Origin of the sequence: Mesorhizobium sp. 131-3-5, assembly GCF_016756575.1 — a bacterium.
Taxonomy (GTDB): domain Bacteria; phylum Pseudomonadota; class Alphaproteobacteria; order Rhizobiales; family Rhizobiaceae; genus Mesorhizobium; species Mesorhizobium jarvisii.
In genome coordinates this window covers 608407-626209 of record NZ_AP023254.1, presented here as the reverse complement: position 1 = coordinate 626209, position 17803 = coordinate 608407, and the positions used below count along the sequence as shown (strand labels likewise).

General features: G+C 64.4%; 17 protein-coding genes. 7 read left to right on the top strand and 10 right to left on the bottom strand.

Annotated elements, in window-relative coordinates:
- Positions 1-861 (bottom strand): FAD binding domain-containing protein, encoded by an 861-nt coding sequence (locus JG747_RS02920; protein ID WP_064985257.1) that lies wholly within the window; start codon positions 859-861, stop codon positions 1-3.
- Positions 862-1158: 297 nt separating this feature from the next.
- Here JG747_RS02920 and pncA point away from each other — a divergent pair, with 297 nt between their 5' ends.
- On the top strand, positions 1159-1773 hold the full coding sequence (pncA, locus tag JG747_RS02915; RefSeq protein ID WP_064985256.1) for a bifunctional nicotinamidase/pyrazinamidase: 615 nt from the start codon (positions 1159-1161) through the stop codon (positions 1771-1773).
- Between the two features lie 45 nt (positions 1774-1818).
- Positions 1819-3228: a sodium:proton antiporter gene (locus JG747_RS02910; protein WP_038651259.1), complete on the top strand. Its 1410-nt coding sequence runs from the start codon at positions 1819-1821 to the stop codon at positions 3226-3228.
- On the opposite strand, the gene JG747_RS02905 is transcribed toward JG747_RS02910, so the two are convergent.
- The 8 genes from JG747_RS02905 to gcvA form a co-directional block, all read right to left on the bottom strand.
- Entirely contained in the window at positions 3229-3951 is a 723-nt protein-coding gene (locus JG747_RS02905) for an ABC transporter ATP-binding protein (RefSeq protein ID WP_019862492.1), read from the bottom strand.
- Entirely contained in the window at positions 3948-4673 is a 726-nt protein-coding gene (locus JG747_RS02900) for an ABC transporter ATP-binding protein (RefSeq protein ID WP_202361105.1), read from the bottom strand. Before JG747_RS02900 ends, JG747_RS02905 begins: the two co-directional genes overlap by 4 nt.
- Complete coding sequence (locus tag JG747_RS02895) at positions 4670-5632, bottom strand: branched-chain amino acid ABC transporter permease (protein ID WP_019862494.1); 963 nt, start codon at positions 5630-5632, stop codon at positions 4670-4672. The genes JG747_RS02900 and JG747_RS02895 overlap by 4 nt, the downstream gene beginning before the upstream one ends.
- Positions 5629-6510 carry a branched-chain amino acid ABC transporter permease gene (locus tag JG747_RS02890; protein ID WP_202361104.1) on the bottom strand — a complete coding sequence of 294 codons (882 nt, stop codon included), beginning with the start codon at positions 6508-6510 and terminating at the stop codon, positions 5629-5631. The genes JG747_RS02895 and JG747_RS02890 overlap by 4 nt, the downstream gene beginning before the upstream one ends.
- A gap of 217 nt (positions 6511-6727) precedes the next feature.
- Positions 6728-8050, bottom strand: a complete 1323-nt coding sequence (locus JG747_RS02885; RefSeq protein ID WP_064985252.1) for an ABC transporter substrate-binding protein — start codon at positions 8048-8050, stop codon at positions 6728-6730.
- Positions 8051-8205: 155 nt separating this feature from the next.
- Entirely contained in the window at positions 8206-9642 is a 1437-nt protein-coding gene (locus JG747_RS02880) for a hypothetical protein (RefSeq protein ID WP_064985251.1), read from the bottom strand.
- Positions 9643-9813: 171 nt separating this feature from the next.
- Positions 9814-11118, bottom strand: coding sequence for a nicotinate phosphoribosyltransferase (pncB, locus tag JG747_RS02875; protein WP_019862498.1), 1305 nt, complete (start codon positions 11116-11118; stop codon positions 9814-9816).
- A gap of 135 nt (positions 11119-11253) precedes the next feature.
- Positions 11254-12228, bottom strand: coding sequence for a transcriptional regulator GcvA (gene gcvA / locus JG747_RS02870; protein WP_202361103.1), 975 nt, complete (start codon positions 12226-12228; stop codon positions 11254-11256).
- Positions 12229-12438: 210 nt separating this feature from the next.
- On the opposite strand from gcvA, the gene speB reads away from it, so the two are divergent.
- The 4 genes from speB to JG747_RS02850 all read left to right on the top strand — a co-directional run bounded on the left by speB (position 12439) and on the right by JG747_RS02850 (position 15699).
- Complete coding sequence (speB, locus tag JG747_RS02865) at positions 12439-13500, top strand: agmatinase (RefSeq protein WP_019862500.1); 1062 nt, start codon at positions 12439-12441, stop codon at positions 13498-13500.
- An 82-nt stretch (positions 13501-13582) separates the two neighbouring features.
- Entirely contained in the window at positions 13583-14392 is an 810-nt protein-coding gene (locus tag JG747_RS02860; RefSeq protein ID WP_019862501.1) for a transporter substrate-binding domain-containing protein, read from the top strand.
- Between the two features lie 6 nt (positions 14393-14398).
- The gene (locus tag JG747_RS02855; RefSeq protein WP_019862502.1) at positions 14399-15055 is read left to right on the top strand and encodes an amino acid ABC transporter permease; all 657 of its coding nucleotides are present in this window, start codon (positions 14399-14401) and stop codon (positions 15053-15055) included.
- Positions 15052-15699, top strand: coding sequence for an amino acid ABC transporter permease (locus JG747_RS02850; protein ID WP_038651269.1), 648 nt, complete (start codon positions 15052-15054; stop codon positions 15697-15699). The genes JG747_RS02855 and JG747_RS02850 overlap by 4 nt, the downstream gene beginning before the upstream one ends.
- 77 nt (positions 15700-15776) lie before the next feature.
- On the opposite strand, the gene JG747_RS02845 is transcribed toward JG747_RS02850, so the two are convergent.
- Positions 15777-16628, bottom strand: coding sequence for an AraC family transcriptional regulator (locus JG747_RS02845; RefSeq protein WP_019862504.1), 852 nt, complete (start codon positions 16626-16628; stop codon positions 15777-15779).
- A gap of 257 nt (positions 16629-16885) precedes the next feature.
- Here JG747_RS02845 and JG747_RS02840 point away from each other — a divergent pair, with 257 nt between their 5' ends.
- A complete protein-coding gene (locus tag JG747_RS02840; RefSeq protein ID WP_236952193.1) occupies positions 16886-17701 on the top strand; it encodes a dienelactone hydrolase family protein in 816 nt (271 codons plus the stop codon).
- The last annotated feature ends 102 nt before the right edge of the window (positions 17702-17803 follow it).

The window sequence follows — 17803 nt, the reverse complement described above, 5'->3', positions numbered from 1 at the left end:
TCATGCCGCCGCCACCATATGATCGTTCATCGGTCCGGCGGCCGTCAGCACGGCCCGCGCGACGATCTCGCGCACCGCGTCGAGCCGGTATTCGGCGCTGCCACGCACATCGGCGATCGGCGACAGTTCGGTCATCGGCGCGGATTGAATGGCGCCGGCGAGCCCGCCATCCCTAGGCAATCCGAGCAGCGCCGTCTCGACGCCGGCAAGGCGCCTGGCGACAGCCGAGCAGGAGCCGACGGCGATGGCCGCCTCAGTAACCCTGCCGTTGTCGACGACCAGGCGCGCCGCCACCATGGCGATGGAAATGACGAGGTAGCGCCGTGCGCCGAGCTTGACGAAAGCCGATGTACCGGCGGCTGGCTTCGGCACGCGGATGGCGGTCACCATTTCGCCAGGCTGCAAGGCCGTGCGCCGATTGCCGAGGATGAAATCGGGCAAGGGCAGATGCCGTGTCGCTATCGCCGAACGCAGTTCGACCTCGGCATCGAGCACGAGCAGGCCCGGCACGCCATCGGCGGCCGGCGAGGCGTTGCAGAGATTGCCGGCGACGGAAGCGACGTTCTGGATCTGCGGCGAGCCGACCTCGCGCGCCGCCTGTTTCAGCGCATCGAATGCTGGCGGCAAGGGGTGGTGGATGAGGTCTGTCCAGGTCGTGCGCGCGCCGATGACAAAGTGGTCGTCCGTCTCGGCGATGCCGCGCAGCGCAGCGAGGCCGTTGATGTCGAGGACATTGTCGCGGAACGGCTTCGCGCCCTGTGCCGGATAGAAATCAGTGCCGCCGGCAAGAATGCGCCAGGCGCCCTCGCCAAGCAAAGCGAGCGCCTCGTCGAGAGTGGTGGGTTTCGCGTAACGGATCACGCTTTGCCTTCCCAGAGAGTGGGCCTTCCCCGAAATGGCCCTCCCAGGGCGTTTACCCCAGGCATGATCTTGCCGGTCCGCAAACCGGAAATTCATTCGTATGCAAATGATATCAAGCCGGTGGAAATTGTCAAAGCCAGAGTTTGGGCCGCCGTGCTTGCCAGGGTGCATGCAACGAGATTGTTACGCCTTCGGAGGTTGACGCGGCCGGCCATCTGGTCAAGTTTCTGCCTCCGGTCGCGTCAGCGGCATCTTTCTACTGGAGCCTGAGCCCAACGCAGAGAAGAAGGAGGCCCAATGGCCGACCAAGCGCTTGTTGTGATCGACCTGCAGAACGACTTTTGCCCGGGCGGCGCGTTGGCCGTGACCGGCGGCGACGAGATCGTGCCGCTGGTCAATGACATGATCCGGCACGCCGACCATGTCGTGCTGACGCAGGACTGGCATCCCGCCGGGCATTCGAGCTTCGCCTCCAGCCATCCCGGCGCGCAACCCTTCTCCGTGATCGAGATGCCTTACGGCCAGCAGACGCTGTGGCCGGACCATTGCATCCAGGGCAGCCTCGGTTCGGATTTCCATTCCGGCCTTGCCTGGACCAAGGCCGAACTCGTCATCCGCAAGGGCTTTCGCCCCGCCATCGACAGCTATTCGGCCTTCTTCGAAAACGACCACGCGACGCCGACCGGCCTCGGGGGCTACCTCAGGGAGCGCGGTATCGACACCATCACCCTGGTTGGCCTTGCGACCGATTTCTGCGTCGGCTTTTCGGCGCTGGACGCCGTCAGCCAGGGTTTCAAGACCACCGTGCGGCTCGACGCCTGTCGCGGCATCGATCTCAACGGCTCGCTCGACGCGATGCTGCAACGCATGCGCGATGCCGGCGTGACGCTCGAAGACCAACTGTCGGACTGAACGGTGGGGCATCGAGGGGGCTTTTCGCGGATCAGTGCAGGCGTGATGGTGGGCGCTGGCATCGCCGTCCCCATGCTGTTCCCGGACGTAGCCGTAGCGGCCGAGGAACATGCTCTGCCCGGTGCCGCGATGTCGCTGTGGTGGGCACTGCCCTTTGCCGGCCTGCTGCTGTCCATCGCCACCGGCCCGCTGCTGTTCCACCATGTCTGGGAGCATCACTACGGCAAGATCGCGGCCCTGTGGGCGGCGCTGGTCGTCGTGCCGCTGGCGCTCGCCTTCGGGATCCCCCAGGCGGCCGAGGCGGTGCTGCATGCGCTGCTCACCGAATACATGTCCTTCATCATCCTGCTGTTTGCGCTGTTCACCATTTCGGGCGGCATCCTAGTCGCCGGCAACATCCACGGCACGCCGCTGGTCAATGCCGGGCTGCTGCTGGTCGGCGCGCTGCTCGCCTCGGTCATCGGTACGACGGGCGCCTCGATGATCCTGATACGGCCGATCATCCGCGCCAATGATAACAGGCCGTTCAACGCCCATGTCGTCGTCTTCTTCATCTTCCTTGTGTCCAACATTGGCGGCTCGCTGACGCCGCTCGGTGATCCCCCGCTGTTCGTCGGCTTCCTGCGTGGCGTCGACTTCTTCTGGACAACCGCCAACCTTTGGCGCGAGACGCTGTTCGTCGGCGGCCTGGTGCTGGCCGTGTTCCTGGCGATCGACATCATCCTGCACCGGCGCGAGGCCGGCGCGCCGAAGATCAAGGACCCGACGCCGGATTCGAAGGTTCGCATCCGCGGCCTGCCCAACATTCCGCTGCTGGCCGGCGTTATCGGCGCCATCCTGCTGTCGGCGACGTGGAAGCCTGATGTCGCCTTCTCCATTCAAGGCGTGGCGCTGGAACTGCAGAACCTGGTGCGCGACGCCGTTATCCTGGCGCTCGCCTTCGTGTCGCTGGCGGTTTCGCGCAAGGAATACCGCGCGGCGAACGGCTTCAACTGGGGTCCGATCGCGGAAGTGGCAAAATTGTTTGCCGGCATCTTCATCTGCATCGTGCCGGTCATCGCCATCCTGAGGGCCGGTCACGAGGGTGCGCTGGCGCCGCTGGTCGCGCTCGTCACCTCGGCGCAAGGCACGCCTAACGATCTCGCCTATTTCTGGTTGACCGGAGCGCTGTCGTCCTTCCTCGACAATGCGCCGACCTATCTCGTGTTCTTCGAGCTTGCCGGCGGCGATCCACATCACCTGATGACCGAATTCGCCTCGACGCTTGCCGCGATCTCGGCGGGTGCGGTGTTCATGGGCGCCAACACCTATATCGGCAACGCGCCCAACTTCATGGTCTATGCCATCGCCAGGCAGCGTGGCGTGAAGATGCCCGGCTTCTTCGGCTACATGCTGTGGTCCGGCCTGGTGCTGATCCCGGCCTTCCTGATCGCCGGCTTTCTGTTTTTCGGCTGATCAACCAACGCCCACATAGCGCCTGACCGCCGATGGGTCGGCACGCAATTCCTCGACATCCACCGTCTCGCGGTTACGGCCGTTCTCGATGAACGACACACGGTCGGCGACCGACAGCACCGCATCGACGCGCTGTTCCACCAGGATGGTCGAGACGTCCATCTCGCGCAGCTTCGATACCGTCTCGCGGATCTTGGCGATCATCGACGGCATCAGCCCTTCGGTCGGTTCGTCGAGCAACAGCACTTGCGGTTCGAGGCAAAGCGCGCGCGCCATCGCCAGCATCTGCTGCTCGCCGCCCGACAGCGTGCCCGAGCGCTGCCGCAGCCGCTGGCGCAGTAGCGGAAAGAGGTCGAGGACGTTTTCCCGCACGGCCTTGCCCTTGCCGCGCGCCATCAGCCCGATCTCGATGTTCTCCGCCACCGTCATCTCGGCAAACAGCCGCCTGCCCTGCGGCACATAGGCGACGCCGGCCTTCGGCACTTCGTGCGCCGGCAGGCCGGTCAATTCCTGGCCGTCGAGTTTGATCGAGCCCGCGCTCGAAGGAAGCAGGCCCATGATCGCCTTCAGCGTCGTCGTCTTGCCGGCGCCGTTGCGGCCGAACAGGCACAGCACCTCGCTTTTGTTGAGCACGAGGTCGAGACCGTAGAGCACCTGGACCTCGCCGTAGAAGCAGTTCAGTCCCGCGATCCGCAATGCCTCGGCCTTGCTCGTCTCATTCATGGGGTGGTCCCCAGATAGGCTTGCTGTACCGCCGCGTTCTCGCGGATCGCTTCCGGGGTGCCTTCCGCCAGGATCCTGCCGGCGTTGAAGACGGTAATGCGGTCGGCGAGTTGCATGACGACGGGCATATTGTGTTCGATCAGCAGCACCGTGGCGCTGCTGGCGATGTCGCGCACCAGCACGATGAAATTGTCGATCTCGCTGTCGGCGAGCCCCTGCGTCGGCTCGTCGAGGATCAGCAGGCGCGGCTTGAGCGCCAGGCCCATCGCCACTTCGAGCAGGCGCTGGTGGCCATAGGACAATTGCCCGGCCGGCATATGGGCGCGGTCCGCGAGCCCGGTGCGTTCCAGCGCCGTCATGACAGCGGCCTGTATCGCGCTCTTGGAAGGCCCGTGCCTCAGTGTCAGTTGCACGGGCAGCGCGACGTTGGCGTAAACGGACAGGTTGGCATAGATGCTGGTAATCTGGAACGTGTAGGCGATGCCTTGGCGCACCCTGACATAGGCCGGCATGCCGGTGATGTCGGCGCCATCGAACACGATCGCTCCTGAAGACGGCTGGATGCGGCCGCTGACCATGCTGACGAAGGTAGTCTTCCCCGCCCCGTTGGGGCCGATGACGGCACGGATTTCACCGGGCATCAAGGTGAAGTCGACGTTGTCGACAGCGCGCAGGCCGCCGAAATGACGCGACAGGCCCTTGGTGGCCAAAAGCGGCGTCATGGCAGCCATCCGAGCCAGCGCTGGCGGATGGTGCCGAGAATGCCTTTCGGGAAAAACAGCACCAGAAGGATCAGCGCAATGCCGACGATCAGCAGATAGGCCGAGGTGTAGCCGCTGGAGACGTCGATGACATAGTACATGAAGACGGTGCCGATCAGCGGCCCGAGCGTCGTGGCGGCCCCGCCGAGCAGCACCCACAGCAGCGGCAGGATAGAATATTGCACCGACGCGAAGCTCGAGCCGACATAGCCGAACAGCAGCGCGTAGGCGGCGCCCGACGCCGCGCAGATCGTGCCGGAGACGACGACGGCCATGAGCTTGTTGGAGAAGGTGTCGTAGCCCAGCATCTTCGTGCGTTCCTCGTTTTCGCGGATGGCGACCAGAACGCGGCCATACCGGGAGCGGACGATGGCCAGCGTAACCAAAAGCACGAGCGAGAACAGCAGCAGTGCGCTCATGTAACGCACGGTGGGGTCGGTGAGGTCCAGCGACGTCGCACCGAGATTGAGGACACGCGCCGGCTGCGGCACGACCTGGCCCTGATCGCCGCCGGTCCACGTCGCGAAGTAGAGGATCAACAGCGAAAACACCTGCGCGAACATCATGGTGACGATCATGAAGGCGACGCCCGTGGTGCGCAACGCCAGCAGGCCGATCACCAGCGCCAGCACGGCGCCGCAGGCAATCCCGACAAGGAAGGCCAACGGCACGCCCCAACCGAGCTGGATGATGGCAAGGCCGGCGCCGTAAAGTCCGGCGCCGAAGAACATGGCGTGGCCGAGGCTGAGCAGGCCGACATAGCCGAACAGCATGTTGTAGCCCATCGCGAACACCGCCAGCACCATGATGCGGGCGAGCAGGCCGTGGTAGTACTCCGGCAGAACGAAGCTCAGCGCGAAGAGCAGGGCGATGACGCCGAGATGCAGCGCATAGGCCTTTGCCGGCGAAGCTTCGCTCATCGCGATGCCGTCCCGAACAGGCCTTGCGGCCGGAACACCAGCACCATGGCGACCAGCAGCGTGGCGATTATCTTGGCCAAGGTCGGCGAGAAGAACATCGAAATGATGCCGTCGGAAAGGCCGATCAGCACGGCGGCAACGACGGTGCCGCGCAGCGAGCCGAGGCCGCCGATGATGACGACGATGAAGGACAAGAGCAGCGGATCCTGCCCCATCAGGTAATGCGCCTGACTGATCGGCACGATCAGCACCGCGGCGATCGCCGCCAGCATGGCGCCGAGCGCGAAGACGCCGCCATAGACGCGGTCGACCGGAATGCCGAAGGCTTGCGCGGTCTCGCTGTCATACTGGGTGGCGCGCATGATGAGGCCGATCCTGGTGCGCGTCAGCACCAGCCACGTCGCGAGCAAGAGAAGCGCGGAGGCGGCAATGATCGACAGTTTGTAACCGGAGTAGCCGAACCACGGCAAAAGGATGCGGTAGCTGAAGGGCGGCTCCACCGGCCGCGCCTCCGGGCCATAGAAGGTCAGCGCCAGCTGCTGGATGATGTAGAGCATGCCGATCGTGGCGACGATGGTGGCTTCCGGATTGTAGTTGAGCCGGCGCAGCACCAGCCGTTCGGCCACCAGCGCAATGGCGCCGACGATCAGCGGCGCGATCACCAGTGCTGCCAGGAAGCCGAGCGCGGGGTGACCCGATATCGCCGTCGAGATCGCCCAGGCGAGCACTGCGCCCAGCATGAAGAACTCGCCATGCGCAACATTGACGACGCGCATGACGCCAAACACCAGCGACAGCCCAAGCGCGGTCAACGCCAGCACGGCTGATGTGACGAGGCCTTCGAGGGCGGCGAGGAGAAGGTGGGGACCGAAGTGCATCGGCTAGGCACCGAGGGATGCGCGAGGCACCCCCCTCTGCCCTGCCGGGCATCTGCCCCGCAAGGGGGGAGATTGGATGTCGTCTCTGGTTTCGCCAATCATCAACGCTGGCGGATGGGCGCTGCCACACAAACTGCCGATCTCCCCCCTTGCGGGGGAGATGTCCAGCAGGACAGAGGGGGGTGCCTTGGCGCTCACGCTTGCTAGATGGCTAAGCCTAAAGCGCCTGCTTCGTATAGTCCCCCTCGGCCTCGTAAAGCCCGTCCTCGATCTTGGTCTTGTGCACCACCTTCAGCTTGCCGCCTTCGACCTTGGAGATATTCTGGATGCCGAAGCACTGGTGGATCTTGCCGTTGAAGGTCTTTGGCCCCTGCGGATGCTCCGGACCTTCGGCGAAGGCGGTCAGCGCCTCGGTCGCCTCGACGAGCTTGGCACGGTCCTCCGGACCCTTGTAGCCGGCATCTTCCATCGCCTTCTTGACGACATAGAGCGTTTCCCAGCAGCCGAACATGTGCGCCGCGGTGGAAACGTCCTTGGGATCGCCGACCGCCGCTCCATTGTCGTCGATGCCGACGGCGGCGCGGTAGGCCTTCTGCGCAGCGCTATCATCGGGCTGGGCGTAGCGTGGCGAGCCTTCCCAGAAATGGCTGCCGTCCAGGAATTCCAGGCCGGGGCTGTTGATGTCGGTGGCTTCGAGCGAATCGATGAAGCCGAACAGCTGCGGCCGGTTGGAGCCGTAGAATTCGCCGAGCTCCTTGACGAAGGTGAGCACGGCCGGGCCGACCATGACGTGGTAGATCACCTCGGTCTCGGGCGGGATCTGCGGAAAATATTTGGTGAAGGAGGATTCCGTCGGCGGAATGGCGATCTGCGCGATGACCTCGGCGCCTTGCGCCTTCAGCGCCGGCGGCAGGTAGTCGCGATGGTCGTAGCCGAAGGCGAAATCCGGGAAGATCTGCGTCACCTTCTTGCCGGCATTGGCCGCGATCCACGGCGCCATCGACTGGATCTGGCTCTTCACGTCGGTGATGCCGGGCTGGAAGACATAGCGGTTGAGCTTGGTCGAGGCGACGTGGTGGCCTTCGCTGACGACGAAGTAGGGGATTTTGGCCTCGCCGGCGGCGGGCGCCGAACCGATGACGACATGCGAGAACAGCGTGCCGAAGACGATATCGGTCTTGTGCTGGGTGGCGAATTTGCCGACGACTTCCGCACCACGGCCGGGATCGGTGCCGTCATCCTCGATGATCACCTCGACCTGACGGCCGTTGATGCCGCCGGCGGCGTTGATCGCCTTGACCGCGGCAGCGGTGGTCTTCTCGTACCAGCGGCCATAGGCGGCGCCGATGCCGGTGCGGTGCGACTGGAAGCCGATCTTGATCGGCGCCGAGCTCTGCGCCTGGGAATAGCGGACGAAACCGGGCGCCACGGCAAGGCCGGCGCCCGCGGCCAGGCCCTTCAGCGCGGTGCGGCGGGTGAGGCCGGTCTTGGAGATGAGGCCAGTCTTGGAGAGGTCGAAAAATCCGTTCTTGTCAGCCATGTTCGTTCCCCTGTTTTTTCAGTCTTGACCAACGATAGTGCGGGTTCGGCATCCTCGCTCGGAGGGTGCGGAAAATTGCATGTGTACAAACTAAATCACCAAAGCCCTGATGTGGCAAGCGAGCTTTCCCCAACGACATCGGGGCCGCCCTTTTGTCATCCGACGGTCGGCGTGGCAAGCAGCCAGAGGCCGAAGACCGTGTAGGCGATCATCAGCAGGGTGAGCGGAAACTGGCTGAGCGCGGCGCGGGCGGGCTGCGGATGCAGGCGCCAGGCAAAGCCGTGCGCGACGAGGACGGCGAGCACATGGCCTAGGATGATGGCGCCGGCCTGGATGTTCCACAGCCACCAGGCCGACTCCGCGCCGGCGACGATGCCGGCCTCGACCTGTATGTCGGCGGAGCCGAACAGGTTCCAGCCCAGCGCGAACGGGTCGGACAACGAGGCTAGTGCATACTGGCCGTCGACCAGCAGCGCCGTTAGATAGTGCGCGACATGGTAGGCGAGCGCGATCGGCACGATCGACCACACCAGCAGTCCGGCCGCCTGGCCAAGTGGCGGACCGCTGCCGGCCAGGCGCTGGCCGAGCCAGACCGCGAAAAGGAACACCGCTGCCAGCAGCACGAATGTCAGAACGAGCCCAAAAGTGCCGCTACCGATCACCGCCGTGCGGCCCGGGAATTCAAGCGGATTGACGCCGAACAGGCCGAGCCAGAAGAAGGTTTTCGACAGGCCGTCGAACGAGACCGAGGACAAGGCCAGCAGCAGGAAGGCGATGCCGCTGGGCGGCAATGGCTCCGCCGCCAGCAGCTTGGCGGCCGGCCAGCACAGTACTAGCCGGCCTGCCTCGTCGCGCTCGACCGGTGCAAAGCGCGCCACCATGGCGAAGAACGCGGTCAGGAACTCGCCGCTCCGGCTCCAGTCGCGATAGCCGAAGGCCAGCATGGCGAGGAATGAGAACAGCCAGTAGAGGCCGGCGGCAAAGGCGAGCCGTGCCGGGTCGTCGGGCGCCGCATCGATCAGCTCGAACCAGGCAAAGGCGAAGAACAGCATGACGGCAGGCCAGCAGCCGACCCATCGTGGAAGGCGCCAAGGTCCCTCATCGCCAGTGCCAAGCAGGCGCGAGACGAGCCGCCACGGTCCAACCCAAGGATTCAGCCATGACCAGAGATCGCCGAAGACGCCTTGCAGCAGCGTGACGCCGGCCCACAGCAGCGTCCAGATCACCAGCGGCAATGGGTTGGAGAGCGGGTCGCGGCTGCCGAAAAGGCCGGCGGCGACGAGAATTGCAAAGCCGGCAAAGCATATCAGGCTGATGGCGCTGCGGGCGCTGTCGCCGGGGGTGAACAGCGGCAGGCGCCTACGCCAGAAACGGTCGAGGGAGGCCGCGGGCAGCAGTGCCAGCACAAGAAAGCTGACGGCCACGGCGAATGCGCCGCCGATCAGGTAGTAGCCTGTTGGGAGGAGCAGGACGTGGCCACGGTCGGAGGCGTGGGCGAAGGCGGGTGTGGGGGCGATAAGCAGCGCGACAAACAACAAGGCCAACGACAGGCAACGGCACTCTACGGCGCCCCCCTCTGTCCTGCCGGACATCTCCCCCACAAAGGGGGAGATCGGCAGTTGACACGATCGGCGCCCTTCTTGCGACGTTGAAAATTGGCGAAAGCGGAGATCACAGCCAATCTCCTCCCTCGTGGGGGAGATGTCCGGCAGGACAGAGGGGGGCGCCAAGGAACTCGACCTATCCAAGAGCCCGCCTGTTCTTCACACCTTGACCAGTTGCTCCACCCGGTCCTTCTCCCCAAAAATCCTGAGATACCGCTGAATTTCCTTCTCATCCCCCGTCGCCTTGGCCGGGTTGTCGGACAGCTTCACCGCCGGTCTGCCATTCGCTTCCGTCACCTTGCAGACCAGCGATATGGCATCGAGGCTGTTGGTTTCGGTCGGCGCGCAGCCTTCGAAATCATTGGTGAGGTTGGTGCCCCAGCCGAAGGACATGCGCACCTTGCCCTTGAAGTGGCGGTAGGTCTCCTCGATGGTTTCCACCTCAAGCCCGTCGGAGAAGATCAGCAGCTTCTGCTTGGGGTCCTTGCCCCTCTCGCGCCACCAGGACAGGATTTTTTCGCCGCCCTCGATCGGCGGCGCGCTGTCGGGGCGAAAGCCTGTCCAGTCGGCCACCCAGTCCGGCGCGTCGCGCAGGAACGAGGCGGTGCCGAAGGCATCGGGCAGCACGATCAGGAGGTTGCCGCCATAATAGCGCTGCCAGTCCTGCAGCACCTTGTAGGGGGTCTGTTTCAGCTCCTTCTCCGAATTGGCAAGGGCGGCAAACACCATCGGCAATTCATGCGCATTGGTGCCGAGCGCCTCGAGGTCGTTGTCCATGGCCAGCAGCACGTTGGAGGTGCCGGTGAAGGCTTCGCCAATGCCTTCCTTCAGCGCCTCGACGCACCAGCGCTGCCACAGGAAGGAATGCCGCCGGCGCGTGCCGAAGTCGGAAATGCGGATGCCGGGCAGCGCCTTCAGCCGCTCGGTCTTAGCCCACATCTTGGCCTTGGCGCGGGCATAGAGCACATCGAGCGCGAACGGCCCGAAGGCCCGCATGGCGGCGCGGGAGCGCAGCTCGTTGATGATCGCGAGCGCCGGGATTTCCCACAGCGTGGTGTACATCCACGGGCCGCTGAAGGAGAGCTCGTACTGGCCGTCGCGCTTCGACAGCTCGTAGTCGGGCAGCCGGAAGCCTTCCAGCCAGGCGAGGAATTCCGGTTCGAAGATCTGCTTGCGGCCATAGAAATTGTTGCCGCCGAGCCAGATCATTTCCTTCTTGGAGAAGCGCAAGGTGCGGGCATGGTCGAGCTGTTCGCGCAGTTCACCTTCGTCGATCTCGTCGGCAAGACGCACCGAGGTGGTGCGGTTGATCAGCGAGAAGGTGGCGTCGACCTTGGGGTACATGCCCCAGATCATCTGCAGCATCAAAAGCTTGTAGAAGTCCGTGTCGAGCAGGCTGCGCACGATCGGGTCGAGCTTCCAGGTGTGGTTGTAGACACGCCGCGCAATATCGGTCTTAGCCATGTTTCAACACCGCCTTCGCTGCCTGCCATCCATAACCGCGACAGGCCTCATAGCATCGAATTGGCCAAAGCGCTGCCCGCTTTCAGGCTGGCCCGACAAAAAGAACGGCCTGCGCATGGCCATGAGCAGCCGGTCTCAGCCGACCGCCTTCGCGCCGATGACCTTGAGTTGCGGACGCTTGCGGCGGCTGATGATGCGGCCGGCGACCGGAGCGTCGGCACGGCCGTCATCTCCGGCCTTCTCGGCAAACAGCCAGTCGATGAACACCTGCACGATCGGCGTCGCGCGCATCTCGTTGCGGCAGACGACATAGAAATCGTCGACCGCCGGCACCGAAAGGCTGAACGGCGCGATCAGCATGCCCCTGGCCAGCAGCGCGCTTGCCGTCACGGAATCGCCAAGCGCCACGCCATGGCCATGCACCGCCGCCTCGGCCGCCATGCGCGCGTCGCCCAGATGATGGCGGCGGCCCTTTTCGAGGTCCAGCGCATCGGCGGCCGCCAGCCAGGTGTGCCATTCGCGGCCGTCGTCGCCATGCAGGAAGACATGGTCGGCCAAGTCCCTGACGCTGCGGATCGGCCGGTTGTTGATCAAAGTCGGGCTGACCACGGGAAACAGCTCCAGCCCCGACCATTTGCGCATCCAGCAATCGGCCCAGCTGCCATCGCCATAGTGCACGCAGACATCGATTTGCGGCGCACGGATATCCCTGGGGTCGTTGGAGGGGATCAGCGTCAGCTGGATGTCGGGATATTGCGCGGTGAAGCTGCCCAGCCTCGGCGTCATCCACAAAAGCAGCAAGGCCGGCACGCAGGATACCGACAGCGCGCCGCTGCTGGCCGGCCGCGTAAGCCGCTGCGTGGCGGCGGCGATGCCGTCGAAGGCGGTCGATACCGCCGGCAACAGCTCCGCGCCATGCGGCGTCAGCCTGACCCGCTGGCCAATACGCTCGAACAGCTTGACGCCAAGCGACTGCTCCAGCGCCTTGATCTGGTGGCTGACGGCGCCATGCGTGACATTCAGTTCACTCGCCGCCTTGGTCAGTGAGCCATGGCGCGCCGTTGCCTCGAAGGCGCGCAGCGGGTTCAGGGGTGGCAGGCGCTTGACCATGGACGCTCGGCTTCTTTGTGAGATTTTCTCACAGGAAACACCCTAACAATATCAATTGCTTTTTCAATTGGGCTGCCGGACACTTCGGCTCGAAATAACACCAAGACGTGAAATCTGCAGGCAGCCAGCGGGACAGCGACCCGGCCGGATGACGGCCGGTTCGTTTGAGATCGCCGACGGCGGCACTGCATCAGCCCAGGAGGAGCGGATATGGGTTACGATCGCGGCAAGCTCGACGCGTTGCGCCGCAAGTATGGCGAGAGCCATGGCGGCGAGATGTTCGACCCGAAATTCCGCAAGGTCGCCGACAAGATCTTCTCCAAGTCGGGCACAAGGCTGGCGCCCTATTCCGGCATCCCGACCTTTCTCGCCGCGCCCTACCGCGAAATCGCTGCCGAGAACCCGGATTTCGGCGACTTGCAGGTGGCCATCATCGGCGTGCCGATGGATCTGGGCGTCACCAACCGGCCCGGTTCGCGCTTCGGGCCGAGGGCGCTGCGCGCCATCGAACGCATCGGCCCCTACAACCACGTGCTGGAATGCGCGCCGACGCATGAGCTTCGCGTTGCCGACATCGGCGACACGCCATTCCGCAGCCGCTACCGGCTGGAGACCAGCCATGAGGACATCGAGCGCCGCACCAACCAGATCGTCGATGCCGGCGTCATCCCGCTGTCGGTCGGCGGCGACCATTCGATCAGCCATCCGATCCTGAAGGCCGTCGGCAAGAAGGCGCCGGTCGGCCTCATCCATATCGACGCCCATTGCGACACCAGCGGCCTGTTCGACATGACCAAGTTCCACCACGGCGGCCCGTTCCGCAACGCGGTGCTCGACGGCGTGCTCGACCCGACGCGGACCATCCAGATCGGCATCCGCGGCTCGGCCGAATATCTCTGGGAGTTCACTTACGAGTCGGGGATGACCGTGGTGCACGCCGAAGAGGTGACCGGGATGGGCATCCCCGCCATCATCGAGAAGGCGCGCAAGATCGTCGGCGACGGCCCGACCTACGTCTCCTTCGACATAGACAGCGTCGATCCCGCCTTCGCGCCCGGCACCGGCACGCCGGAAGTCGGCGGCCTGACGACGCGCGAAGTGCTCGAGCTGCTGCGAGGCCTCAAGGGCCTCAACATCGTCGGCGGCGATGTCGTCGAGGTGGCGCCGCAATATGACGCCACCACCAACACCGCGCATGCCGGCGCCCAGGTGCTGTTCGAGATATTGAGCCTGATGGTATTCAGCCCGGCCATCACGGGCAAGCGCGCCTGACACCTGAACCAGTAAAGGCGGCCGCCGCGCTGGAGCCGGCAGCCGCCTCAAACAATCAAGAGCTTCCAGAAGGGGAATAAGAATGACAATCCACTCGACACTGAAATCATCCATAGCCGCCATCCTAGTGCTCGGTGCCGCCGGCCTCGGTCTCGCCACCCAGGCGGCCAATGCCGACGCGCTGGCTGACATCACCAAGGCCGGCACCATCAATGTCGGCGTCTTCGCCGACTTCCCGCCCTTCTCCTCGGCCAGCGCCGATATGAGCCTCAAGGGCTACGACATGGATGTCGCGCAATACATCGCCGACACGCTCAAGGTGAAGCTCAATCCGGTCGCCGTCACCGGCCAGAACCGCATCCCCTATCTCAACGACCATCGCGTCGACATACTGATGAGCGTCGGCTACTCCAAGGAGCGCGAGCAGGTCATCGACTTTGCCGCTGCCTACGCGCCCTACTACATCGCGGTGATCGGTCCGGCGGCGATGTCGGTCAAAGGCAAGGAAGACCTTGCCGACAAGTCGATCGCCGTCAATCGCGGCACGCTCGAGGACACCTCGCTGACCGAGGCCGCGCCCGCCTCGGCCGACATCAAGCGCTTCGACAACTACAATTCGGTCATCCAGGCCTTCATCTCGGGCCAGACCCAGCTGATGGTCGTCGGCAACGATGTCGGCGCCCAGGTGCTGGCCAAGCAGGATGCGCTGAAGCCGGAGCAGAAGTTCCAGCTGCTGACCTCGCCCTCGCATATCGGCCTCAACAAGAACGAAGACGGGCTGAAGAAGGCGGTCAACGACGCCATCGCCAAGATGCTGGCCGACGGCAAGCTGGACGAAAGCTCGAAAGCCTGGCTGAAGACGCCGCTCAACCCCGACAACCTCAAGGATTGAGTCGCCGTGGCCTTTGCCTGGCTCCCGGGTGCCTTGGGCGACATCGCGCATGGCGCGGCCACGACGATCCTGCTGATCGCCGTGACCACGCTGGCCGGCACGCTGCTCAGCATCCTGGGCGCCGCCGGACGGCGGAACGGCCCCATGCCGCTGCGTCACGCCATCGCCTGGTATGTTGAGGTGATGCGCAACACGCCGTTCCTGGTGCAGCTGTTCTTCATCTTCTTCGGCCTGCCGAGCCTCGGCATCCGACTCGACCCGATCCTGGCCGCCATGCTGGCGATGACGCTCAACATGGCGGCCTATACGATCGAGATCGTCGGCGCCGGGCTCGATGCCGTGCCGGGTGGGCAGACGGAAGCAGCCCTGGCTCTGGGGCTCAGGCCCCGCCAGGTGTTCGTCAAGATCGTGCTGCCGCAGGCGCTCAAGATCATCTATCCGGCGCTGACCAGCCAGATCGTCATCATGATGCTCGAATCGGCCGTCGTGTCGCAGATCGCGGTGCGCGAGCTGACCTATGAGGCCGATATGCTGCAGGCGCGCACCTTCCGGTCCTTCGAGACCTATTTCGTCGTGACGCTGGTCTATCTCGCAATGTCGATGGCCTTGCGCCGGCTTCTGGTCACCGGCGGGCGCCGTGCGCTCGGAGCGGGCGTGTCATGATCGAGTTCACTTTCTGGGACATCGTGCGCAACCTTCTGCTGGCCACACGCTGGACGGTGCTGCTGTCGCTGGCCGCCTTCGTCGGCGGCGCGCTGGTCGGCATGGCGGTGCTGTTCTTCCGGATCTCCAAGCATAAATGGAGCCGCCGCCTTGCCTCGGGCTACATCGCGCTCTTCCAGGGTACGCCGCTGTTGATGCAGCTCTTCCTGATGTTCTTCGGCCTGCCCATGCTCGGCCTGCGCATAGAGCCCTGGACCGCGGCGGTGCTCGGCCTCACCTTCTTCGCCAGCGCCTATCTCGCCGAGATCTGGCGCTCCGGCGTCGATGCCTTGCCGCGCGGCCAGTGGGACGCCGGCGCCAGCCTCGGCCTGCACTATCTGCAGGAGCTCAGGCTGATCATCCTGCCACAGGCATTCTCGATCACCCGCGCGCCGACGGTCGGCTTCCTGGTGCAGCTGATCAAGTCGACGGCGCTGACCTCGATCATCGGTTTCGAGGAGCTGGTGCGGACCTCCAACGCTATCAACAACGCCACCTTCGAACCGTTCAAGGTCTACGGGCTGGTGGCGCTGATCTTCTTCCTCATGTGCTTCCCGCTGACGCAATATGCCCGTTCGCTCGAAAAGCGCGCGGCGGCCCGCTAGATCCAGGCGGAATAACCGAGGTGGAGTGGACGGCTTGTCCGCGTCTTGCGATCAGAAGGGACAAGCCGCCCCAAGGGCTATTTCAGAGGCAGGAAGAGCTCAACGACCACTTCGTGCAGTGGCCCTTCCGCGAGGCGGGACAGCCGGCGCTGGCAATAGACTGGAAAGTCGCGCACGTCCTCGCCGCTGGCCGGAAGCCATTCCCGATAGAGGTAGAGTGCCGCGGGTTCGAGATTGTTGGTGTTGCCGGGGTAGCGCAGCACCGCGCAGCGTCCGCCGGGGATCACGCCGGCCTTCATCTGCCCGTCATTCTCATCGATCGGCTGATCGGTCCCAACACAAATGTCCATGCTGTAGTCTGCCGCGATTGCGGGCTCCCTTTCGGAACGGAAGACGTTGAAGGTCGGGCTTGTCTCGGGCGACAAGCCCGCCGCCTTGCGCCAGGCGATGAACCGCTGGATGGTGTCCTGGAGTGTCGCCCGGTCTCCGCGATGCTCCATGATCGCCACCGGTGTGGGCGGCACATCGCGGATCGTCACGTCGTCGGGTTCGAAGATTATCTGCATGAGCGTGTTCCTTGCTTTGTCGAAAGGCCCGAAGGCCATGAGCCACGCCCCCCAGTCGGGAGATTTCCGAAACGACGAAGGCGACTGTCCGAACCGTTGCCGAAAGGCGCGGGCGAAGGCATCCGGTGCGTCGTAACCGGCATCCATCGCTATATCGGTGACGCTTTGGGCGTCGCTCGCGGCAAGCCTGTGCGAAGCGCGCTTCATGCGGGCGAGTTGGACATAGCGATGCACGGACAGCCCGAAGGTGGCCATGAACTGCCGGTGGAAATGGAATTTCGAGAACGCCGCGACGCCGCTCAACGCTTCCAGGCCCAGATCGTCGTCCAGATGCTGGTCTATATGGTCCAGCACCCGCTGCATCCGGGCATGATATTTTTCAACGGATGCCTTCACCGTCTCTTCCTCCGTGGCAGCACCAGATAGACGCTCCCAGATATCTCGCGCTCGACCGATCTTGCCATTTTGGCCTCGTCGGTTTCCCTATCTTCACCACGCAACCGTGATTTGCGGTAAGCCGCGCCGCGCCCCAATGTGAGCGCAACGGCTTTCGGGAGGGAGGGGCGTTGGCGATGCAGGCGAAATATCGTGTCGCTCTCGCGGGCCTGTTTGCGTTTTGGATGATACAGCCGGCCGCGGCCGCCGACCAGGCACCCGATCGCATAAGCATACCGGCCGACGGCAAGAACGAGCCGGCGACGCTGGACGCAATGCTGTTCAAGCCGCAAGGGCAAGGGCCATTTCCGGCGGTCGTGGCCATGCATGGCTGCAGTGGCCTATGGAGCAGTAAGAACGGGGCGGAGCTCAGCCCGCGCCATGCCGATTGGGGCCGGCGCCTGGCCGCTCTCGGCTATGTCGTGATCTTTCCGGACAGTTTCGGCTCGCGCGACCTTGGACCGCAATGCAAGAACGGCGACCGCGAGGTCGAACCCTACCGCGAGCGAGTGGAGGATGCCAATGCCGCCCGCCGCTATCTGCAGACGCTGCCCTATGTGAAGCCTGCCGCCATCGCCTTGCTTGGCTGGTCGAATGGCGGCTCGACCGTTCTTTACACGGTCCGGCCGAAGGATAGGCCGAAGCCGGATTCGCCCGACTTTCGCGCGGCGGTTGCCTTCTACCCCGGCTGCAGGGCTCCGGCCGAAAAAGGCGATTGGGCGACCCGTGTGCCGCTGCTGATTGTGATGGGCGAGGCGGACGACTGGACACCGGCCGCGCCGTGCAAGGCGCTGGCCGACGCCAATCCCGACAGCGTCAAGCTTATCCTCTATGCCGGCGCCTATCATGATTTCGACAATGAGGCGCAAAAGCTCCACGAACTGCATGGGCTGGCCTATACCGCCAATGGCGACGGCGTGACCCATGCCGGACTGAATCCGGCAGCCCGTGCAGCAGCGCTCAAGGACGTGCCCGACTTCCTCGCCGTGCTGAAGCAATAGGCGACATCGGATCAACCTGACTGTCACCGGGCTACGGGGCTACGCGGCCCGAATTATGTGCAAGACAGGAATATTATTCACGGCTAATCTTCCAGCGCTGAC